This is a genomic window from Mesorhizobium sp. BR1-1-13, from assembly GCF_020165515.1.
Taxonomy (GTDB): domain Bacteria; phylum Pseudomonadota; class Alphaproteobacteria; order Rhizobiales; family Rhizobiaceae; genus Mesorhizobium.
Genome location: NZ_JAIUIH010000012.1, coordinates 1 through 17,889, shown reverse-complemented (window position 1 = coordinate 17,889; position 17,889 = coordinate 1). Strand labels below are relative to the sequence as shown.

General features: G+C 59.1%; 14 protein-coding genes. 5 read left to right on the top strand and 9 right to left on the bottom strand.

The features are described from left to right. Positions 1-26 precede the first annotated feature (26 nt). From LB533_RS23725 to LB533_RS23710, 4 genes are all read right to left on the bottom strand, one after another. Entirely contained in the window at positions 27-1,721 is a 1,695-nt protein-coding gene (locus LB533_RS23725) for a recombinase family protein (RefSeq protein ID WP_224678338.1), read from the bottom strand. Next, a complete protein-coding gene (locus LB533_RS23720; RefSeq protein ID WP_224678337.1) occupies positions 1,718-2,197 on the bottom strand; it encodes a DUF2924 domain-containing protein in 480 nt (159 codons plus the stop codon). Before LB533_RS23720 ends, LB533_RS23725 begins: the two co-directional genes overlap by 4 nt. Beyond that, the gene (locus LB533_RS23715; protein WP_224678336.1) at positions 2,197-2,631 is read right to left on the bottom strand and encodes a DUF3489 domain-containing protein; all 435 of its coding nucleotides are present in this window, start codon (positions 2,629-2,631) and stop codon (positions 2,197-2,199) included. Before LB533_RS23715 ends, LB533_RS23720 begins: the two co-directional genes overlap by 1 nt. Positions 2,632-2,898: 267 nt before the next feature. Beyond that, on the bottom strand, positions 2,899-4,461 hold the full coding sequence (locus LB533_RS23710) for a hypothetical protein (RefSeq protein ID WP_224678335.1): 1,563 nt from the start codon (positions 4,459-4,461) through the stop codon (positions 2,899-2,901). A 145-nt stretch (positions 4,462-4,606) separates the two neighbouring features. On the opposite strand from LB533_RS23710, the gene LB533_RS23705 reads away from it, so the two are divergent. From LB533_RS23705 to qatD, 5 genes are all read left to right on the top strand, one after another. Beyond that, complete coding sequence (locus LB533_RS23705) at positions 4,607-5,452, top strand: putative phage abortive infection protein (protein WP_224678334.1); 846 nt, start codon at positions 4,607-4,609, stop codon at positions 5,450-5,452. Positions 5,453-5,607: 155 nt separating this feature from the next. Then, complete coding sequence (gene qatA, locus LB533_RS23700; protein ID WP_224678333.1) at positions 5,608-7,518, top strand: Qat anti-phage system ATPase QatA; 1,911 nt, start codon at positions 5,608-5,610, stop codon at positions 7,516-7,518. Next, the gene (gene qatB, locus LB533_RS30055) at positions 7,518-8,426 is read left to right on the top strand and encodes a Qat anti-phage system associated protein QatB (RefSeq protein ID WP_318012463.1); all 909 of its coding nucleotides are present in this window, start codon (positions 7,518-7,520) and stop codon (positions 8,424-8,426) included. Before qatA ends, qatB begins: the two co-directional genes overlap by 1 nt. Next, entirely contained in the window at positions 8,423-9,787 is a 1,365-nt protein-coding gene (gene qatC / locus LB533_RS23690) for a Qat anti-phage system QueC-like protein QatC (RefSeq protein ID WP_224678331.1), read from the top strand. The genes qatB and qatC overlap by 4 nt, the downstream gene beginning before the upstream one ends. Before the next feature lie 39 nt (positions 9,788-9,826). Next, positions 9,827-10,630 carry a Qat anti-phage system TatD family nuclease QatD gene (gene qatD / locus LB533_RS23685; protein ID WP_318012462.1) on the top strand — a complete coding sequence of 268 codons (804 nt, stop codon included), beginning with the start codon at positions 9,827-9,829 and terminating at the stop codon, positions 10,628-10,630. Positions 10,631-11,304: 674 nt separating this feature from the next. On the opposite strand, the gene LB533_RS23680 is transcribed toward qatD, so the two are convergent. From LB533_RS23680 to LB533_RS23660, 5 genes are all read right to left on the bottom strand, one after another. Further along, positions 11,305-12,627, bottom strand: coding sequence for a hypothetical protein (locus tag LB533_RS23680; protein ID WP_224678329.1), 1,323 nt, complete (start codon positions 12,625-12,627; stop codon positions 11,305-11,307). Between the two features lie 527 nt (positions 12,628-13,154). Next, on the bottom strand, positions 13,155-13,664 hold the full coding sequence (locus LB533_RS23675) for a DUF5675 family protein (protein WP_224678328.1): 510 nt from the start codon (positions 13,662-13,664) through the stop codon (positions 13,155-13,157). Positions 13,665-14,169: 505 nt separating this feature from the next. After that, positions 14,170-14,370 carry a hypothetical protein gene (locus tag LB533_RS23670; protein WP_224678327.1) on the bottom strand — a complete coding sequence of 67 codons (201 nt, stop codon included), beginning with the start codon at positions 14,368-14,370 and terminating at the stop codon, positions 14,170-14,172. A gap of 531 nt (positions 14,371-14,901) precedes the next feature. Next, on the bottom strand, positions 14,902-15,234 hold the full coding sequence (locus LB533_RS30220) for an invasion associated locus B family protein (RefSeq protein WP_224678372.1): 333 nt from the start codon (positions 15,232-15,234) through the stop codon (positions 14,902-14,904). A gap of 138 nt (positions 15,235-15,372) precedes the next feature. Then, positions 15,373-17,889: autotransporter domain-containing protein (locus LB533_RS23660; protein ID WP_224678326.1), on the bottom strand; the 2,517-nt coding region annotated here is incomplete at its 5' end.

Below are 17,889 nucleotides of genomic sequence, written 5' to 3'. Positions count from 1 at the left end.
AAGCGATGCTCGGCTGATGGTCGGAATCAGAGGCCGAGCAGGGCAGACTGATCGGACCAGGCGAGGGGAAGGCCTGGGAGCCGCGACAACCGATGGGCTGTCAGTTCGACTGGCTGGTTGCCGGCGATGATCTTGGACACGATGTTGGGCGAGAGGAACGCCAGCGGCAGCAGCCTGCTCACCTCAGAGACCGTCGTCGCGTTCAAGTTGGCGACCTCCGTCAGGCTTCGGCCAGAGCCGTCTGTAAGTTGATGGAGATACCGCTGGGAGCGTTGCACCACGTCGATCAATCCGGCGTCCGGCTCAGCGGTGTTGGATGAGTCATCCGTCAGAACAATGCGCATTTCGACACCGCGTCGCTTGATGTCGAATGGGCAAGAGATCGAAAAGGTCTCGGTACCGCCATCCGATGGCAAAGGTTGGTCGAGCAGATGTTCGCAGAGTGCTCGGCGTTCGATGTCGACGGCCAGCGACTTCTGTCCAAGCACGATGCGTCGGACAAGCTTTTGCAGCAGCGATCGCCTAGCGTCGGCCGTGTTGGACCTCCAGGCCGCCTTGACCTGAGCCGCGCGACGCATCGCGTTTTGGATTTCGGCTGCATTTCCCCATCGCTGAATCAAATCAGCGATTTGGCTGTGATCGCTGAGAATGCGATTCAGCTGATGCTCAATTACTGATTCAACTGCGTCGGCGGGAAGGCGCCATCCGTCAGAGCTGCCGCGCCGCTGATCAACGAACTGTTTTGAGACGTAGTAGCGATAGCGAACGCCGCGCGTGTTGGCATGCACTGATCGCAGCTTCTCGCCGTGTTCGTCGAACAGCAGCCCGGTGAGAAGATGAGGCTGTGTGACGTTCGAAATGCTCCTACGTCGCGGCGCCTGAATGGCCAAAAGCGCCTGCGCCGCTTCGAACACTGGACCTGCAATGATCGGCTCGTGCTCGCCGTCGTACACCTGATCCTTGTGCTTGATCTTGCCGATGTAGATTGGGTTCGAGAGCAGGTGATAAAGATTGCCGCGGCCGAATGGCGTCGTCACAGCAACGCTCCCGTCCTGTCGTTCGCGGGTTCGAGTGACGAGGCCTTCGCGCGCGGCCTCGTCGGCAAGGTCACGCACGGACTTCAAAACAAGATAGCGCTCGAAGAGGTGTCGGACGATCTTCGCCTCGGCGTCGTCGATGATAAGCTTTCGGTGCTCCACGCGGTAGCCAAGCGGCACCACACCGCCCATCCACATGCCCTTCTTCTTGGATGCCGCGATCTTGTCGCGGATGCGCTCGGCTGTGACCTCGCGCTCAAACTGAGCGAAAGACAGAAGGACATTGAGCGTCAGCCTGCCCATTGAGGTGGTGGTGTTGAACTGCTGTGTGACCGATACGAATGATACCGAGCTGGCATCGAAGATCTCCACGATTTTAGAGAAGTCCATCAGCGAGCGAGTGAGGCGGTCGATCTTATAGACGACCACGACATCCACCTTCCCGTCGCGGATGTCCTGGAGCAGCCGCTGCAGGGCAGGGCGCTCCATCGTCCCACCAGAAATGCCGCCGTCGTCATAGCGATCTGGAACAAGCTTCCAGCCAAGGCCAACCTGCGAGGCGATGAAAGCAACGCATGCCTCGCGTTGGGCATCGAGCGAGTTGAATTCCTGGTCGAGGCCTTCCTCGCTCGACTTGCGAGTATAGACGGCACAGCGCAGGCGAGGTGTCGAGTTGCTGCTCATAGCCCGAAGAACCTCGGACCGGACCAATGCGCGCCTGTAATCTTACGCGCGATCGACGACAGCGATGGGTAGACCTTGGCCTCGAAGACGAAGCCATCCCCAATCACGTCGACGATGTGGGTCTTGCCGTTCCAGTCACGAACCAGCCGGGCGCCTGGCAAGACTTGTTTGCGCTTCCGCGCGATCGTCACCTTGATGTCGTCGACGACGACGTTAGCTTGGCTGTCGCGGTCGGCGATCTTCTTCTCGACCCGGTCTATAGCGGACCTGAGCATGCGACGCGTCTCGGTGGAAAATCCACCGAGACGCTTTGCCTGAAGATGCCAGGCTGCTGCCCTGATCAGAAGTTCACGTCTGACACCCTTTGGTGGCGAGCATCTATAGATCTTCTCCCATCGGGCTGCGAGTTCCTCGCGAGAGAGGTCGCCTAAGGGAGCGACCTCTGCTTCGATATCGAGCTTGCCGCGCATGACCATCAAGCGCCGCCCTTGGCGCTTTCATCGATGCGATATCGCCGAACCCCGTCCTTGCCGACGTCGCTGACCAAGTTGAGGCCGAGCTTCTTCTTGACCACTGCCGACAAGAAGCCCCGTACCGAGTGTGCCTGCCAGCCGGTCGCTTCCATCAGCATCTCGATCGTTGCGCCCTTGGCCAGCCGAAGCTTCTTCAGCACTAGGTCTGATTTGCTCTGCTTGCTCTCGTTGCGGGGCACAACAACCTTCGCTGGCTTTGCCGGTGCCGCCTCGACCCGGCCTCCTGCGTCACCAGCTTTCTTTTTGGGCGACTTCGCCTTCTTCGCCCGCTTGGACGCTGCGGGCGGTGCGTCCCAAATATGCTCATGTGGCTCCGGCGGGATCTGAAGCTTGTCGTTGTCTGAATATGTGCCTTGATCGGTGCCGAGTGTCGCCATGGTCGTTCTCCTCAGTTTGAGGCGTCGGCCAATCCGGCGCCTGTACTGACTTGAGCCCGCCTAGCGGGTTGGGAGACCTTGGTCTTTGGGGGAGGCGATAACCGCCGAGTCGTTACCTACAGCAATGCTTGCGTGCGCAACGAAGTCCAGGGGAATGTGCGGGGATAGTCGCGAGAACCGGCGGCAGGCAACCAATGAGCGAACATTCTGTCATGCCAAAACCCTTTGCCTGGAGGTCAAGCAAATGATTGTTAGGAAGAACGATAGCTAGTCGCGCTGTCGCCGCTGCCGCCGCTCGCCTCCGATCTCATCCCAAAGCGGGAGCACGTCGGCAACATGAAAGGGATAGGCCTTCCTTTCCAGCGGCTCTTCCCAAGCTGGGCGCCTTATGTTTGCCAATTCCCAACCCTCGTATTCGGGTAGCAGCGCTTTGCGCAGAACCTCCATCGTCTGGTCCTCGTCCGACACTGCCAGCAAGTCGTCCAGGTCGTCGATGGAGCAGAATACGATATCTCTCATGTCCTTGGGGAGGATATCAGGCTCGTCGGCGCAAAGCTCCACGGCTTTGGCGCGGATGGCGGGCAGATGCAGTCTGGTCAGCGCGAACCATGAGTCCAGGGTGAGGACCACGCCAACCGCATCCGGCGCCACCGGTATGTTGGTGTAAGTGCCATTGCGGGCTCGTGCGAAAAACCTCCACAGCTGCGACATGCCTTTAGCAATCTGGTTGTAAGCGCCCGACGCAGCTTCGTACTGGTTCTCGGCGTACTGAGCCTGGAACGTGAGTTTGGTGGCTTTGCATTCAAAGACTACCCTGATCTGGTCGCCATCCTGCACAAGGAGGTCTGGGGTTTTCAAAGGCCGTTTCCTGGCGCCGAACGGCTGCTCCCGCGAGACCTTGAACCTAGGGCACCGCGCCTCGATCAGCATCTTGCCGTACTGCTCGAACCGTTCCCGCGCCTCGTCCATCATCGCCTTGGGACCGTCGCACAAGTCGAAATAGAGGCCCGACGTAGCACGGAATATGATGAGCTGCGGGAAGGGGGAAATGAACTGCTTCCCAACCGCGACCGAAGAGACGATTGGGAATTGCCTCAAAGTGCTCGGCAGGTAAGCAAGATTGGACTTGTTGGCGGCTGTTAGGGTGTCGATACGCTCGCGGGTCAATTCCCGCAAAGTGAAAAGCTCCTTGGAAATCAGGTCCATGCTGTCCGGCCGCAGGCCAATGTCCTCCTCGGGCAACCTGGGTCTCAGGTGCCATCCGGTCGTCTGAGCGTAGGAGTAGAGCCCGACGCAGTTCAATGCGAATTGGTCGATGGGGAGCCCGTATTTCTGCTCGAAATAGCCAGCGCAGGAGCCTTGGCCATAGATGAAGTAATACAGGTGCATGCGCTGGCTGTGGAAGAACTCCCGCTGCCAGATAAACTGCTCAAGCGCCATGCGAGGGATTTCCTCCAGCACGGTCCTGTCGCTGATAAGGATGCGGTCCTCGGCAATCTTGGCCGCCTTGTATTGATTGAGTATTTTGCAGACGGTGTCAAACTTTCGCAATTCCGATGGATGAGCGGACTTTAGCCCGCTGGTAGGATTCGCCAGCATGAGCAGGATAACGTTCTCGATTTCCCATTTCAGCGCGTGGTAGGGAGATCCCATAGGTGCGCCAGCCGCTGAGGCAGGGAAGGTCAGATATCTGGCGATGTCGGCCGGTGGATTCTCAGATTGCAGCATGTTAACTGCCCAGAACATCTGCAATGCCTGTGGGACGTTGAGGTAGGAAAGCGACTGAATGAGCTTCGTCCGCTCTGCCTCACGGGCTCTGATCGTTTCCATTAGAGCAGGCACGGCGTCCACCCGTCGAATCGGTCAAACAGCTGGAGACCCTAGCACAAGGGGGCGAAGAGTGATTGAGCCCATAGTAGCCTCTTCCGCCGTGTTGAATCGTGATATCTCTGCTGAGATTTGGGGGGATACAGCGATGTGGCACAATTGGGCGTTTGCCGCCGTAGTAGTTGCGTTTCTCTTGGCAGAGTTGCGGTTCGGGCTGCTGCGGAAGGGCTTTGACAGCATCGTCCAGCCGAAAGACCAGAACAGCACAAATGGCGTGTTCCGGCTCTTCGTTGCCGGGCTGTTTGTTCTGGTCGCGGTGCTGGGATTGGCGCTCTATCTCGACGCGTGGAAGTCTGGCGACCAGTTAAGTCTCGGCACATTCGGGGACTTTGTGGGCGGTGTCGTCAACCCGGTCCTGACCTTCCTAACCTTCATGGGCTTGCTCATCACCATCCTGCTCCAGCAGCGAGGACTGGCGGAGGCGCACCAAGGGGCGAAGGAGGCAACATTCTTCGAGATGCTCAACCTCCACAATGCCATCGTCAACGCCATGGACGTGCATCGCTCCGGAAGGGAAACACTACACGGCAGGGACTGCTTCAGATTCTTCGCGAATGAGATAGAGGAAGGCTACAAGAAAAGCCGTAAACGCAGCGAACTGGACCGAGCCCTTGACGGCCACGAAGCACTATGGGGCAAGTTTTCCGGCGATCTCGCCCACTACTACCGCTACCTCTACAACCTGATCCGTTACATTGATGAGAACCTTCAGCACGATAAGATGAAATACATCAAGGTTCTGAGGGCGCTGATATCCAACGATGAGCTGCTGGTCCTGTTTTATAACGGCCTGACCAGTCGCGCCGAGAACTTCAAGGTCTACATTGAACGCTTTGCGATATTCGATAACCTGCCGCCAAACGCTGAGTTCAAACCTGCTCACAGGGCGTTCTATGGACCGGGCGCATTCGATGAAAAGCTGGCGACTAAATAAGGCCTCACTTAGTGGCTCGAGGCCGGCGACTCCCGTTGTCGTTAAACAATATTGCGGATTTGTTCGGGCATTTCGCCCGGCGTCTGCCTCTCAATCAAAACGACTACCTCTTGAAAGTGCAGCAAATTGAGTACAGACTATTAAGGGGGGTGCCTATGATTATTGCCGACAATGAAACCCATATTGACTATCTCTATTACGAGCCAATTGCTAGGACTGTGGTCAAGCTCATTCGCGAGAAGTCGTCGGAGCCGCTGAGCATTGGTCTCCACGGGGATTGGGGCGCCGGTAAATCCAGTGCGTTGCTGATGATCGGGCGAGCGTTCGCGGACGAAGATTCAACCCTGTGCGTCCGCTTCAACGGCTGGCTGTTTGAGGGATACGATGATGCCAAGGCCGTCCTGATAGAGACGATCGTTGCGGAGTTGCTCAAAAAGCGATCCACCCTGGCCAAGGTAAAGGAAAAGGCCGGTGATGTTCTCAAGAGTATCAACTGGTTCAAAGTAGCGCGTACCCTGGGAAGTGCGGCGCTGACGTTTTACAGCGGCATGCCGCAAGGAGATATCTTAAAAGGTGTTAGCAAGATCGCCGACAGCGTCATGGCTGACCCCAAGGCGGTATTGACCGGGGACACGTTCAAGAAAATCCTCGATGGCGCGCAGGAACACTTCACGGCCGAGAAGCCGGAAGACACAGCTCCTGACCGCATGCATCAGTTCCGGAAGGATTTCCAGGATCTACTTGACGTCGCCCAGATCGACCGGCTTGTCGTCCTCGTCGACGACCTCGACCGGTGTTTACCAAAAACAGCGATAGCAACCCTTGAGGCAATCCGCCTATTCCTGTTTGTGCCGAAGGCCTCGTTCGTCATCGCTGCAGATGAAGGGATGATCGAGTATGCGGTCCGGGACCATTTTCCCGATCTCCCTGCCTCCTCGGGTGTCAATACTTATGCGCGAAGCTACCTTGAAAAGCTTATTCAGGTGCCTTTCCGGATGCCGCCGCTCGGGAACTTGGAGACGCGGGTCTACGTCACCCTGTTGCTCTATCTGAACGCAGGTATCGACCCCGGCGCAAAGGCATTCACCGAGCTTCTTGCCATCGCGAGTGGCGCGCTCAAGCGGCCTTGGCAGGACGGCTTCACGCGCGAAGAGATAACCAAAAAGATCGGAACGATCCCGGCAGAGCTTGAGGAGGCGATCCAGGTAGCATCGGAGATCACGCCCATCTTGACCGAGGGCGCGCACGGCAACCCGCGCCAAGTCAAGCGCTTCGTGAACACGATGAGCCTGCGGATGGCGATCGCCGAAGAGCGGGGGTTTGGCGACGATCTCAAGCCTCCAGTCCTGGCGAAGCTGATGCTCGCCGAGCGTTTCGCTCCCGATGTCTTTGAGACGATCGCGCGCGATACTGGGTCGGATGGGCGCTCGGCGACCGCGCGGCAGCTAGAGCAAGAACCCTCGGAGCCAGCGGAAGCGGATTCCAAGCCGACCGCCGGGAAGAAACAGGCGCCCCGAAGCGAAGGCCTTGAGTGGCCCAGCAGATGGGCCAAAATCGAGCCGAAACTCGCCGATTTAGACTTGCGACCGTACGTCTTCATCAGTCGCGATCGGCGCGCTGTCTTCTCGACGCCAGCAATCGCTGGGGCAGTCGAAACGCTGATCGAGCGGCTATCCGGAACAACTATGGTGATCAGAACGAGCGATCCTACCGCCATCACCGGCTTGTCTGCGGCCGATGCGGATCGAGTTTTTACCGGCCTTGTGGCAAAGATCAACGCAGCCGATGACCTTACGCAGAGCCGCCCACAGGCTGCGGAGGGCCTAGCTTTTTTCACTTCCCACAGACCTGCAATGCAGGAAGCCTTGATCGAATTTTTGCAGCGACTGCCTGCGAGCAAGCTGGGCGCCTGGGTGACGACAGGGTGGAACGAAGCGTTTAACGCCCAGACGAAGCCTCGCTTCGATGCGCTGTTGCGTCAATGGGCCGAGCAGACCGAGAACACCAAATTGAGCGCTATGGCCAAGCTTGCGATCAAGCCGCCTAAGTCGGGAAGGCGAAGCTAGTGGGCACCTCCGGAAGCAATCGGGGATCGCGGCGCGGACTTGTGCCAACTTGGGTTGGCGACCCGGTTCCGCAGCCGCCGTCGGCCCCACCGCCACCCCGGCCTATACCAGCACCTGTGCTACCAAGTAGTCCGGTGCCGCCCGGAACACCCGAGCCTCGGCCGCCCCAACGGCCGCTACCACTTCCACCCAATCCCGTGCCGCTGCCGGCTCTCCCGCCGCCCTCGGCAGGGGCGAGTTTGAGCGGTGCGCGTCGCGACTTTACCCATGCAGCTCGGTCCCAGGGAGGAGCGGGACGGTCGCTTCGGCGGGGCGCCGGCAAATACGTTAGGGCAGTTGGCGGCGCCCGAGCGGCGAGCCGGATCATGGCGCCGTCCAAGGGGGTCGCGGCTGGAATCGCTGGCCTGGTCAGCGATGTCGCCCGGCTCGGGGCAGCTGCTGCACTGAGCCCTTTCAATTTGGAAAACCTAGCTGGCCAGCCCGCTTCGGCTGTTTTTGCTGCATTGGCCGACGTGCTGTGCCCCGCAGGAGGCACAATTGACGAAGCTATTGCGCGCGATGCAATGCTTGCCACGGCCGCGGAGCTCACCACGAGTGGCGATGTGCCGCTCGACGCGATGACGCCGCCTGCTCTCGACGCAGTCTTCCTCGGGACGATCGCGCGCTCGATCGAGGCCAAACTTTTCAATGAGCTGGGAACCAGGTCGATTCGGCTTCCCGAAGACATCCAAGCCGTTCAGCGCATCGAACGCGAGCTCCACTCTTTTGTGGAGGGATCTGTCCGTGATGTCTTCACCGCCTCGGGCCAAGTCCTCAGGGATATTCCTCAGGCCAACATCGACGGCTTGGTCGACACAATTTACGAGCGGTCCTTCGAAGCGATCCGGATTCTGGGAGAAAGCTCGTGAGACGCATCACATTTGTAGCGCGCCTGGGTCTCGGCGACACGGCGCCGATCACGCTGGCGCAGCCGGATTCAACAGAGGTCCCGATTCAGTTCGTGGGTGCGTATCAGCGTCTGGACTACGGGCTTGGGAGTGCTCTCGATTTCCTGAAGGCTCGTGATCGCAAACCCAGTGAGGTCGCCATCGACCTGATCATTGTTGCGGCTCTAGTTAGCGCCGCGGACACGCGTATGTCGCGCGCCCAGAACTCCCAAAACGGCTGGACCAGAGAAATCGACTTGGTCGCTCCTGTGTCCGATCCCGGTCTTTGGACGGAGCAGGCGGGCGCGCTGGGGGAGATGCTGCAGTTCCTGACCGGTGATCGCTGGCGGATCTTTTTTCGTCCACGACCGAGCAGCTTCAGGCAGATAGCGCCGGACCCGGCCAAGCTGCCGCTGGAGCATTTCGACGAGGTCTGCTTGTTCTCAGGTGGACTGGACAGTTTGGTCGGCGCAATTGACCTCATCGCGGCTGGTCGAAAGCCGCTGCTTGTCAGCCATTGGTACGACGGCGAGACCAGCAAGGCACAGCGTGCGGTTTGGAGTAAGCTGGAGGGGCGCTATTCCAACGCTGGTGTCAAAGTCATGCGGACAAGACTCGGGTTTGACCGATATCAGGTGAAGACCGGAGAAATCGAAAATACCCAGCGCGGACGGTCGTTCGTGTTCTTTGCGTTAGCAGCACTGGCCGCCTCGGCTTTGACGGGGCAGAAACGGATCGTAGTTCCCGAAAATGGTTTCATCGGGTTGAACGTTCCACTGGATCCGCTTCGCCTCGGCGCACTAAGCACACGCACTACACATCCGCACTACCTAGCCCAGTTTAACAGCCTACTTGAACGTCTGGCTATCACTGCTGTGCTCGACAACCCCTACAGACACAAGACGAAAGGCGAGATGGTGCAAAACTGCGCGGACGTCGCGCTTCTCTCATCCGCAGTACCGTTGTCGATGTCGTGTTCGTCGCCGGCCAAAGCGCGTTACCGCGGGCTTTCCCCTCGTCACTGCGGGACCTGCGTGCCGTGCCTCATTCGCCGGGCGGCCCTTCACAAAGGATTCGCGGGGCGCGACCCGACGCTTTACCTCGTGCCGGATCTCGAAGAGCGACGGTTAGACACGACCAGAGCCGAAGGGGAGCACATTCGATCGTTCGAGCTCATGATCTCACGTTTGTCGGCAAACCCGGCTAGCGCGAACGCTCTCGCGCGTATTCCGGGTCCCTTGAACGACGCCCCGGCCGAGGTGAATGATTTCGTCGATGTTTTTCGACGGGGCGTTGCAGAAGTAAGCGAATTGCTTCACGCGGTTGAGAGCGCACCTGGCTAACCGCCAGATTTTCGACTGCATTTTCTGTTCGCAGATTTGATGCGGCTAGGGGTTCCCCAACTCGCCGGTATGGGGCATGCCTCTCCAATGACATCAATTTCGCCTCGCTCTGTAGATTTCCACTGCCATCTCGATCTTTATCCTGATCTCCGGCTGGCAGTTTTGGCCTGCGAAGAGGCTCACGTTGCCACCTTAGCCGTGACAACCACGCCAAAAGCATTTCGACGCAACAGAGACTTGACCCGCCAAGCCCATTATGTGCGCGTAGCGCTTGGGCTTCATCCACAATTGGCTGCGGAACGCGCGTCCGAGTTGCCCCTATTCGAGGCACTGCTGAACGAGACGCGATATGTGGGCGAGGTCGGACTTGACGCCAGCCCAAACCACTACGCTGGCTTTACCGAGCAGGTACGAGTGTTCCGGCGTATCCTGATGGCATGCGCAAAGCACGGCGACAAAATCCTGAGTGTCCATAGCGTTCGGGCGGCAAAGGCAGTGTTGGACAACGTTGAGGAGCTTCTGCCGCCGGGCCGGGGCCGCATTGTTCTTCACTGGTTCTCGGGAAGCTTGTCAGAGGCACGGCGCGCACTTTCGCTCGGGTGCTATTTTTCCGTGAACGAGCGAATGTTCGCTAGTCCGTCAGCGCGCAAAGTTGTTTCAATTCTGCCACGAGATCGGGTGCTCACGGAAACAGATGGCCCTTTCATTGAGCGAGACGATGGGCCAATCCGTCCAGGAGATGTCTCGAAAGCAACGTCGGATTTGGCTGGCTTGTGGGGTGTCTCCGAGGATGCCGCACGAGTGGAACTCGTCCGAAATCTTCGAGAGCTGTTGGTGCCCTAACTTCCAGTAGCCGTCAGCGGCGACATTAGCGACACCGGTTTACCGACGGCCAAATTTGCCGGTGAAAGGGCTGGCAATGAGGCGCGTTTCAGACATTCAGTCTGATCTTCAGCCGATGACCGCTTTGCGCCGCATGTCGGCCGTTCAGGCCAGCCTTGCCATCGGCTGAAAGCACCGGCGACCAAGCTAAAGATCGCCGTTGCGCCAAGTGTGGACATTCGCTGCAGGATCGGCAGCGTGTCGATCTCCTTCTCGACGCGGGCGGGACCTTTGCATGGCGAGGTAGTGGTCGCGCAAATGTTGACGCGGACGCGACCGCGCCTGATCTGGGCCGTCGACACCACCGCCGTGTGTTTCTGGGCGTTTAGTCTAGACGGTCGCGGCGACTGCCGCTGGTGATCGCGCAGCTCCGACCTGGTCGTTGCGGCCTCGCGCCTACGGACAGCAGGTGGATACATTCAGACGCGTCGGCGTCAGGCAGGGCTCGTCGCGGCGCAAGGCCCGGTTGCGGGGCGAAGTGCGATCGTGGGCCAGAGAGTGTCCACTCGGCTCGCGCAAAGCTACGCCCCCAACGCGCAGTGCGTGCGTGTTGCCACATAGATTGTCCCATGTGCCGCGGCGTGTGCGTGGCGCGCGGCTCAAGTCCGGGTCAACGTTTCACGCGCAGCACTCGCTCAACACCACGGAAGACAAATCCGAGTGTTGCCGATCTTCCCAACTTGCACCGGTGCAGGCGCCAGTTGGCCGGGGTTGTTGAAGATCGAATTATTACCTCCCCATATTTGACTCGGATTTCGAACGAACGAGTTGTTGCCGCCCCAAATCTGACTCGGATTTCGAACGAACGAGTTGTTGCCACCCCAGATTTGATCAGGGTTGTTAATAACCGAATTCGGCCCACCGGCGATCTGCCCTAGTGTTCTCGCCGTCCAGCCGTTTCTTCCAGTTAGGTCATTGTTGTCGCCGAAGCAGCCATCGCCGCCTATACCATCCGTGAAGCACTTTGTGAGTTCGCGTGCTGTTAGTCTGGTCGCCATGCAGCCGGCGGCGGCGTATGGTTGTCCCCCAGTGGAAACCAGACATTGAACCGCGATTTGCTGCTCCGGATTGAGGCCCAGTTTCATATTCAGAAGGTTGGCGCCAGTGCAAGTAGCCATGCCTTCGATATCCCCGCCGGACTCCGCCGCACATGTGAGGGCAATCTGTTGTTCTTTGGATGCGTTCTGACCGAGGATTCCAGAGGCCGCGCATATTGCGAACTGCTCGGGATCATTGCCGGAATCCGTCGCACAACGCACTGCGGTCTTGGCGTCGCGACCAAGATACTTATCAAGGGCGGCAGAGCCTGCGCAGCCGATGAAATCCGACGAGTTTCCATCAGAACTGACCGTGCATTTGATCAGCGCCTTTTGATCGTCTGTCAGATCGGCGAAGTTCGTCGAGCAGCTCAGCACATCGTTCTGGTCTTGAGCCTCCGATAAGCAGGCAATCGCTTTCTGCTGCTCCTCGGTCATATTTTCCCCAAGGATATTTTTCGCGGAGCACCCAGCAAATGATTCCGTATCGCCGTTTGATTCTCGATAGCACTTCAGAGTACTTGCGGTGTTCCGGCCAAGCGCCGCGCCCCCAGCGCATTCCGCAAGTTTGTTTGCATCACCATCGCTATCAGACGCACATTCCGCTAGTTTCTGCTGTCGATTGGTAATCTTGACGCCAAGAAGCGGTGCAGCGCATTTTGCGAACTCAGGGGTACCTGCCGATGAGACCGCGCAATCGACCAGCTCTTGTTGATTTGGCTGGAGAACGGCGTTTCCTCCCGTACACGCGGCGAAATTGACGACATCTAAGCCAACCTCACTCGCGCATTCCCGGGCTGTTTCTACATCTGAAAGCGCATCGAGGTTCGGGAGCGGACCTACTGTCGGGCCCCGACCAGAATCGACGATCTCCTGTTGAAAGATTGAGCAAGGCTGCTTACCGGCCACGCCCTCGCACATGGCCTCTACGCCGGGAACGTCACTGCGCACCACTTTTACCGACGTTATGTCCGGGAGTGTCGCTTGAAACCCTCCTTTTAACCGAGCCAAATACGCCTTCACAGCCGCGCAGGGTCCAGGTCCCAGGGGGCCAGCACAGATTGGCCCGATGACAGGGTCATTCCCAATCCGTTGCGGTTCAGGAACGTTCACGGTGACGATTGGCGGTGCCTGGCCAAATTGTTGCTGAAGGTACCGCGCCACCGCTTCGCAAGGCCCTGGTCCCAAAGGGCCAGCACAGATTGGACCGACGGTAGGGTCAAACCCAATTTGCTGAAGCGGGGGTAGCGCTGGTGGAGGTGAGCTTCTACCTTGCCGTTGGAGTAACTGCTGTATTTGAGCACATGGGCCTGGCCCCATCGGTCCCGCGCAAATTGGGCCTGCTACAGGATCTACCCATAATATTTGAAGGGATTGAGTGTAGCAAATTCCAGTTAGCGCGAAGAAAAAGCTGGCGGTTATTGCGAACACTCTCATTTCACGGCCCCTCAGTTGCTACCACCCTCTATCTTGACTCTGATCTGCTTATTCGGACTCATGATTGGATCGGAGGTGCCGTAGAAAGCCTCCCTCAAGGCGCGGTTCGCTGGCCCACTCGTGCCCGGTTTTATTGAGCACAGGTCGTCTCCAAGTTCTTGTCCAATTAGGATACATCCAATACTGTCTGCAGGAAGATTGCCCGTGTGTATTTGTACCAGCGAGCGTGCCGGAACATCTCTAAGTTCAATTCGCCATTTGTCAGCGTGATCATAGCGCAGATTCGCGGAGTACTCCCCAGACGGAATTGAACTGATCTCTGGTTCGTTTCCTTGCCACGGAAGTTCAAGAGTGTAGGCCTTGATCTCCCCATTGATCGCTAGATATCCCGATGTGCATTGCTCTGATGTGTACTGCCGATGAATCGTAAGCGTGAAGTCTTCGGCGAAAGACTCATTGCCGCCCACGCACAGCACTAATGCCCCGGCGGCTAACGCCAAGGAGAACGCTTTTACAGACATCGATCTGCCTTCGAATGATATGAGTGTATGTCTATGCTACTACACAATTTGCATGTAGAGAAGCCGGAATCCGCTCTATGAAATAACAGTGGCGGAAAGCATTAGTTTTATGATAATTATCATTGGCTTACGCCTATAGTTGATGCCTCTCCAGCGATTTCGATGCAGATTAACGCAAGCCAGTCGCTTCATCAGCAACAGCGGGCATTCCCCATAATTTACGCGAACCCCGATCGATCCCCTTTGGCGTCTCGACCGGGATGTCCTTCAGCCATTTGATCACCATCGGCGAGGGTGGTGCGTCTTCGGAAACGCTGTGATCCTAGCGGGCGAGATCGCGTTTGGAGAGCGCCTGAACGTAGTGGCGGCAGTTAGAGCCGACGGCAAATTGTGCGTCTCCCACGAGGGATCATCGACCGCAAGGACAGTGGGGTGCTTGTGCCGCGAGCCCTGGGGCGTCAGGTCGGATCGACGTGGGCATAGCTCAGGTAGGGTCGTACCGATTTCAGGCGAGCTGGATCTGCTGCCGGCAGCCGACGTCGTAAGCTTTGGCAGTCAGCTTAGGAAAGGTGATCGCGAAGCGGCGGCCACCGCTGTTGTGCCTCCAGCCGTTGCGCTTCTTAAGTTCGTCGAACTCTTCGAGGAATTCGGGCAGGCTGTGGGTCAGATCACATCGATTCGCGCTGGGTGCCCCCCGAAGGTCCATTTCTTATAATCCGAGCCTCGAAGCTGCCGGTCCGCTGTCGGCCCCCATTTCAGACTACTAGTCTGATTAAGCGTCAGCGAATGGCAGCTTTGCGTCCACATGCCGGTCCTTCAGGTCATTGTGCGAATTCCCAAAAGCGGACATTGCGAGCATCACAAGCAGATTCGGGTTGCGCAGAGAAGCTGACGTTCAATGTCGCGTTAGACTAGGTTCCCCATTGCGAAGCACGTTATTAGACTCATCTGTTGTAAGCGAGGACCGCTGTTCTCCCCACGCTTCGGTTGTTTCCACCAATAGACGTCGACGGACCAGACTTGACTTATAGTTGATCGCCCCGTTTCAAAGCGATCGGGCCGATACGGAAAGCCCGTGGCTAACCAGCGTACTGTAGGCGAACAGTGTAAATCCTCCGAATCAGAGGTCGCTACACTCGTGTCCATCGCCTTGTGGCTGACGATAAAAAGCATGCATCTAGAATCTGCATTATCTCATAGCCATCACTAACGGTAGGCCATGCCGACTTGCCGGTAGCTACCGAACGTATAACTTCAGAGACCTCAATCGCTTTGTATTCATTATATCCCAGGCCGAAATTGGCAACCGGCAACAGCGAGGCGAAGTTCTTGTTTTCTGGCCCGACGTCGATGAGCCGGTAGCCCTGCAGGGGGCAAGCGTCGGCCTGTCGTCGATCTGGAGCGTGACGCCCTTTTCGAGCAGCAGCCCGAAGGGAAGCACCAGAACGCCCGTCACGGTGCTGTCGCGGCCGGCCTGCAACTCCAAGGCAAGAACGCGCTGGCGGTTCTTGCCGACCCGCTGCTGGGACATGGAGCAGCGTTTTGCTTTATCCGCGATCCGGCAGGCGATCTGCCAATCCTGATAGGTCTACTACAATGAGGATGCCCCACTTGGCAGGGCCTCCTGTCCCCATGCCGGCGCCGCAGGAAGAAGCACAGGCGCAAAGCATGGCAATGGCCATTGTTCGGAATGGTAGTTTGGACATGTTTAGAACCTGACGCTGAGATCGGCCTTGAAGCCGTTCTGCATGGCACCGTCGCCGAACTGGCCCTGATAGGCGAGGCCGAGGGTTGCGGCCTCGGTGAGGTCGAGATCGACGCCGGCCTCGATGAGGGCGGCATCCTTTGCGATCGGCACGCCGGCGATAGTGAAGGCATCGCCGTCGGCAAAGGCGTGGGTGGAGATCGGCGTTACGCTGCCGAAGGCATGGCGCCAGCCGAGCGTGCCGTGGGCGGTGGCCTTCATGCCGCCGAGCGTGAAGGCCGATGAGATATGGATGCCGAGCGTGGTGAAGGTGGTGTCGGTGGTCTGGCCATCGACATGAAGCGCCGCCGCGCCGCCTGTCTCGGTAAAGCCGTCGGTGTGCAGGTTTGCGTAGGCCAGATTGGCGAAAGGCTCGAAGGCGACCGTACCTGCATCGATGCGGTAGCCGGCCTCGCCGAAGGCCTGGAAGGTGCCGGCGTTGTAGTCCCCTGTCAGGCTGTCAGTGAAGCCGGGAAAGGCGACCGACCGGCCCGTTTCGATATCGTGCCATGTATAGGCAAGGCCACCGGTGAGGCGGAACGCGTTCCACTTGCCGCCGCCATAAAGGCCGAGATGATAATTGTCGCTCGATCCGGAGGAGGCGCGGCCGTCGACATCGAAGGAGGAATGGCTGTACCCGGCAAGAAGGCCGAGGCGGATGTCAGACGTGATCTCGCCGTCGATGCCGGTGAGGAAGCCGCCGGTCGAGGTATCCATGGCCGCAGCATTGCCGTCGCCGTCGAAGGACCCCCAGGATCCGAAAGCATAGCCCCAGGCAACCGGGCCGATGCTGTCGGCGGCGGCCGGCCGAGGTCCACCCTCGCCATAGGCCATGACCGGCATGTCTGCGCCGGTGGCATCGCCGAAGGCGGACCGGATACGATCGTTGACCGCATCGCGGACGAAATGGCTGTCCTCGATCAATGCCGACTGGGTGGAGGTGTATATCTCGCCCGACAGGGCATCGAGCGCCTGGTAGGCGCTGTCCTCGTCGGGAATGGCGGCGACGGCATCATAGACCGGATTGCCGATGCCTATGCTCTCAACCCCGTCGCCCGTCGAGCACTGGTTGAAGGTTCTGGCCACGTCGCAGAAGGAGACGGCGTTGCGTGTGGCGTCGATATAGACATGATCGGCATCATAGGCGAGCGCCAGATCGACGAAGGGCATGTTCTGGTCGAGCGTATCGAACGTGCCCGTCACGCCGCCATCAGCGCCGAGGATGGTCCAGCGGCTGTCGGGCGTGTAGACGCCGGCGACCTTCGCCGCATAGACCGTGCCGCCGTCGATGGTCGCCTTGCCGCTGGCATCGATCAGGTCGCTGTCAAGCGCCGGATTGATCTCGGCCACATAGGTCGAGCCGGCATCGAAGGTGATGTCGCCCTTGACGGTCAGGGTGCCGATGGAATTGCCCGGCGCGATCGTGCCGCCCGACGCGATCGTCGTCGATCCGACCGTGCCTGTGCCGCCGAGCGTACCGCCACTGTTGACCATGACGGCGCCGGCAAGGCTTGCCGCCGCATGGGTGTCGTCGCCGACGACGAGCTCGCCGGCGTTGACGGCCGCCAGCCCCGTAAAGGTGTTGACGCCATTCAGCGTCAGCGCGGCCGCGCCTGTCTTTATCAGCGCGCCGGGGCCGGTGATGGCGCTTGCCACCGTCAGATCGGCGTCTGTCCGGAAGGTGCCGCCGCCGGCGTTGAGCGTGATGTCGCGCGCGGTGACGAAGGCGGCGGTATTCTCGAACGTGCCGCCGTCGAAATCAAGCGCGCCCGAGCCCGAGCCCAGATTGGCGTCGGAAGAGACCGACAATATGCCGCCATTCAGGTCGAAGGCCTCGGTGTTGACCGCGCCCGCAATGCTCATGGCGCCGCCATTCACGGTCAGCATATCGGTGTCGATCGTGCCGGCAATGGCCACCGTACCGGAGTTCATGGCGACCTCGGCCATGCCAGTTATGGCGAAGGGCGCGGCGAAGGTGAAGCTGCCGCTGCCGAGCGCAAAGTTGGTTTCGGCACTGCCCTGACCGACAATGTTACCGGCGATCGCGCCGCCGGTGATATTGACCGTATTGGCGGCCGCCGAAAGCAGGATGTCGCCGCTAATCGCGCCGCCCTTCTGATTGACGGTGCTGGGACCGCCGGCAGCAGTGAGGTCGATCGCGGGCCCGGTGATGCCGATGATGGTGCCGGTGTTAGAGATCGTCGCCGGGCCGCCGCTCGCAAGCACGCCCGTGGCACCGCTGATCGAACCGGCATTGGCGACGGTTGCCGCCCGGCCGGTCGTCGACACAAGCCCAACGCCGGCGCTGGCGCCGCTAACTGTGGAGCCGTCTTCTACTAATAATGTTGTCGTCGAATCGGCGGCCGCGGAATTATTCACTGCATAGATGCCGGAGCCGCTCGCCCCCGTCACCGTGCCGGTCGCGGTGATCGACAGTGCACCGCTGCCATTGTTGATGGCGAGGATGCCGTCGGTCCCGCC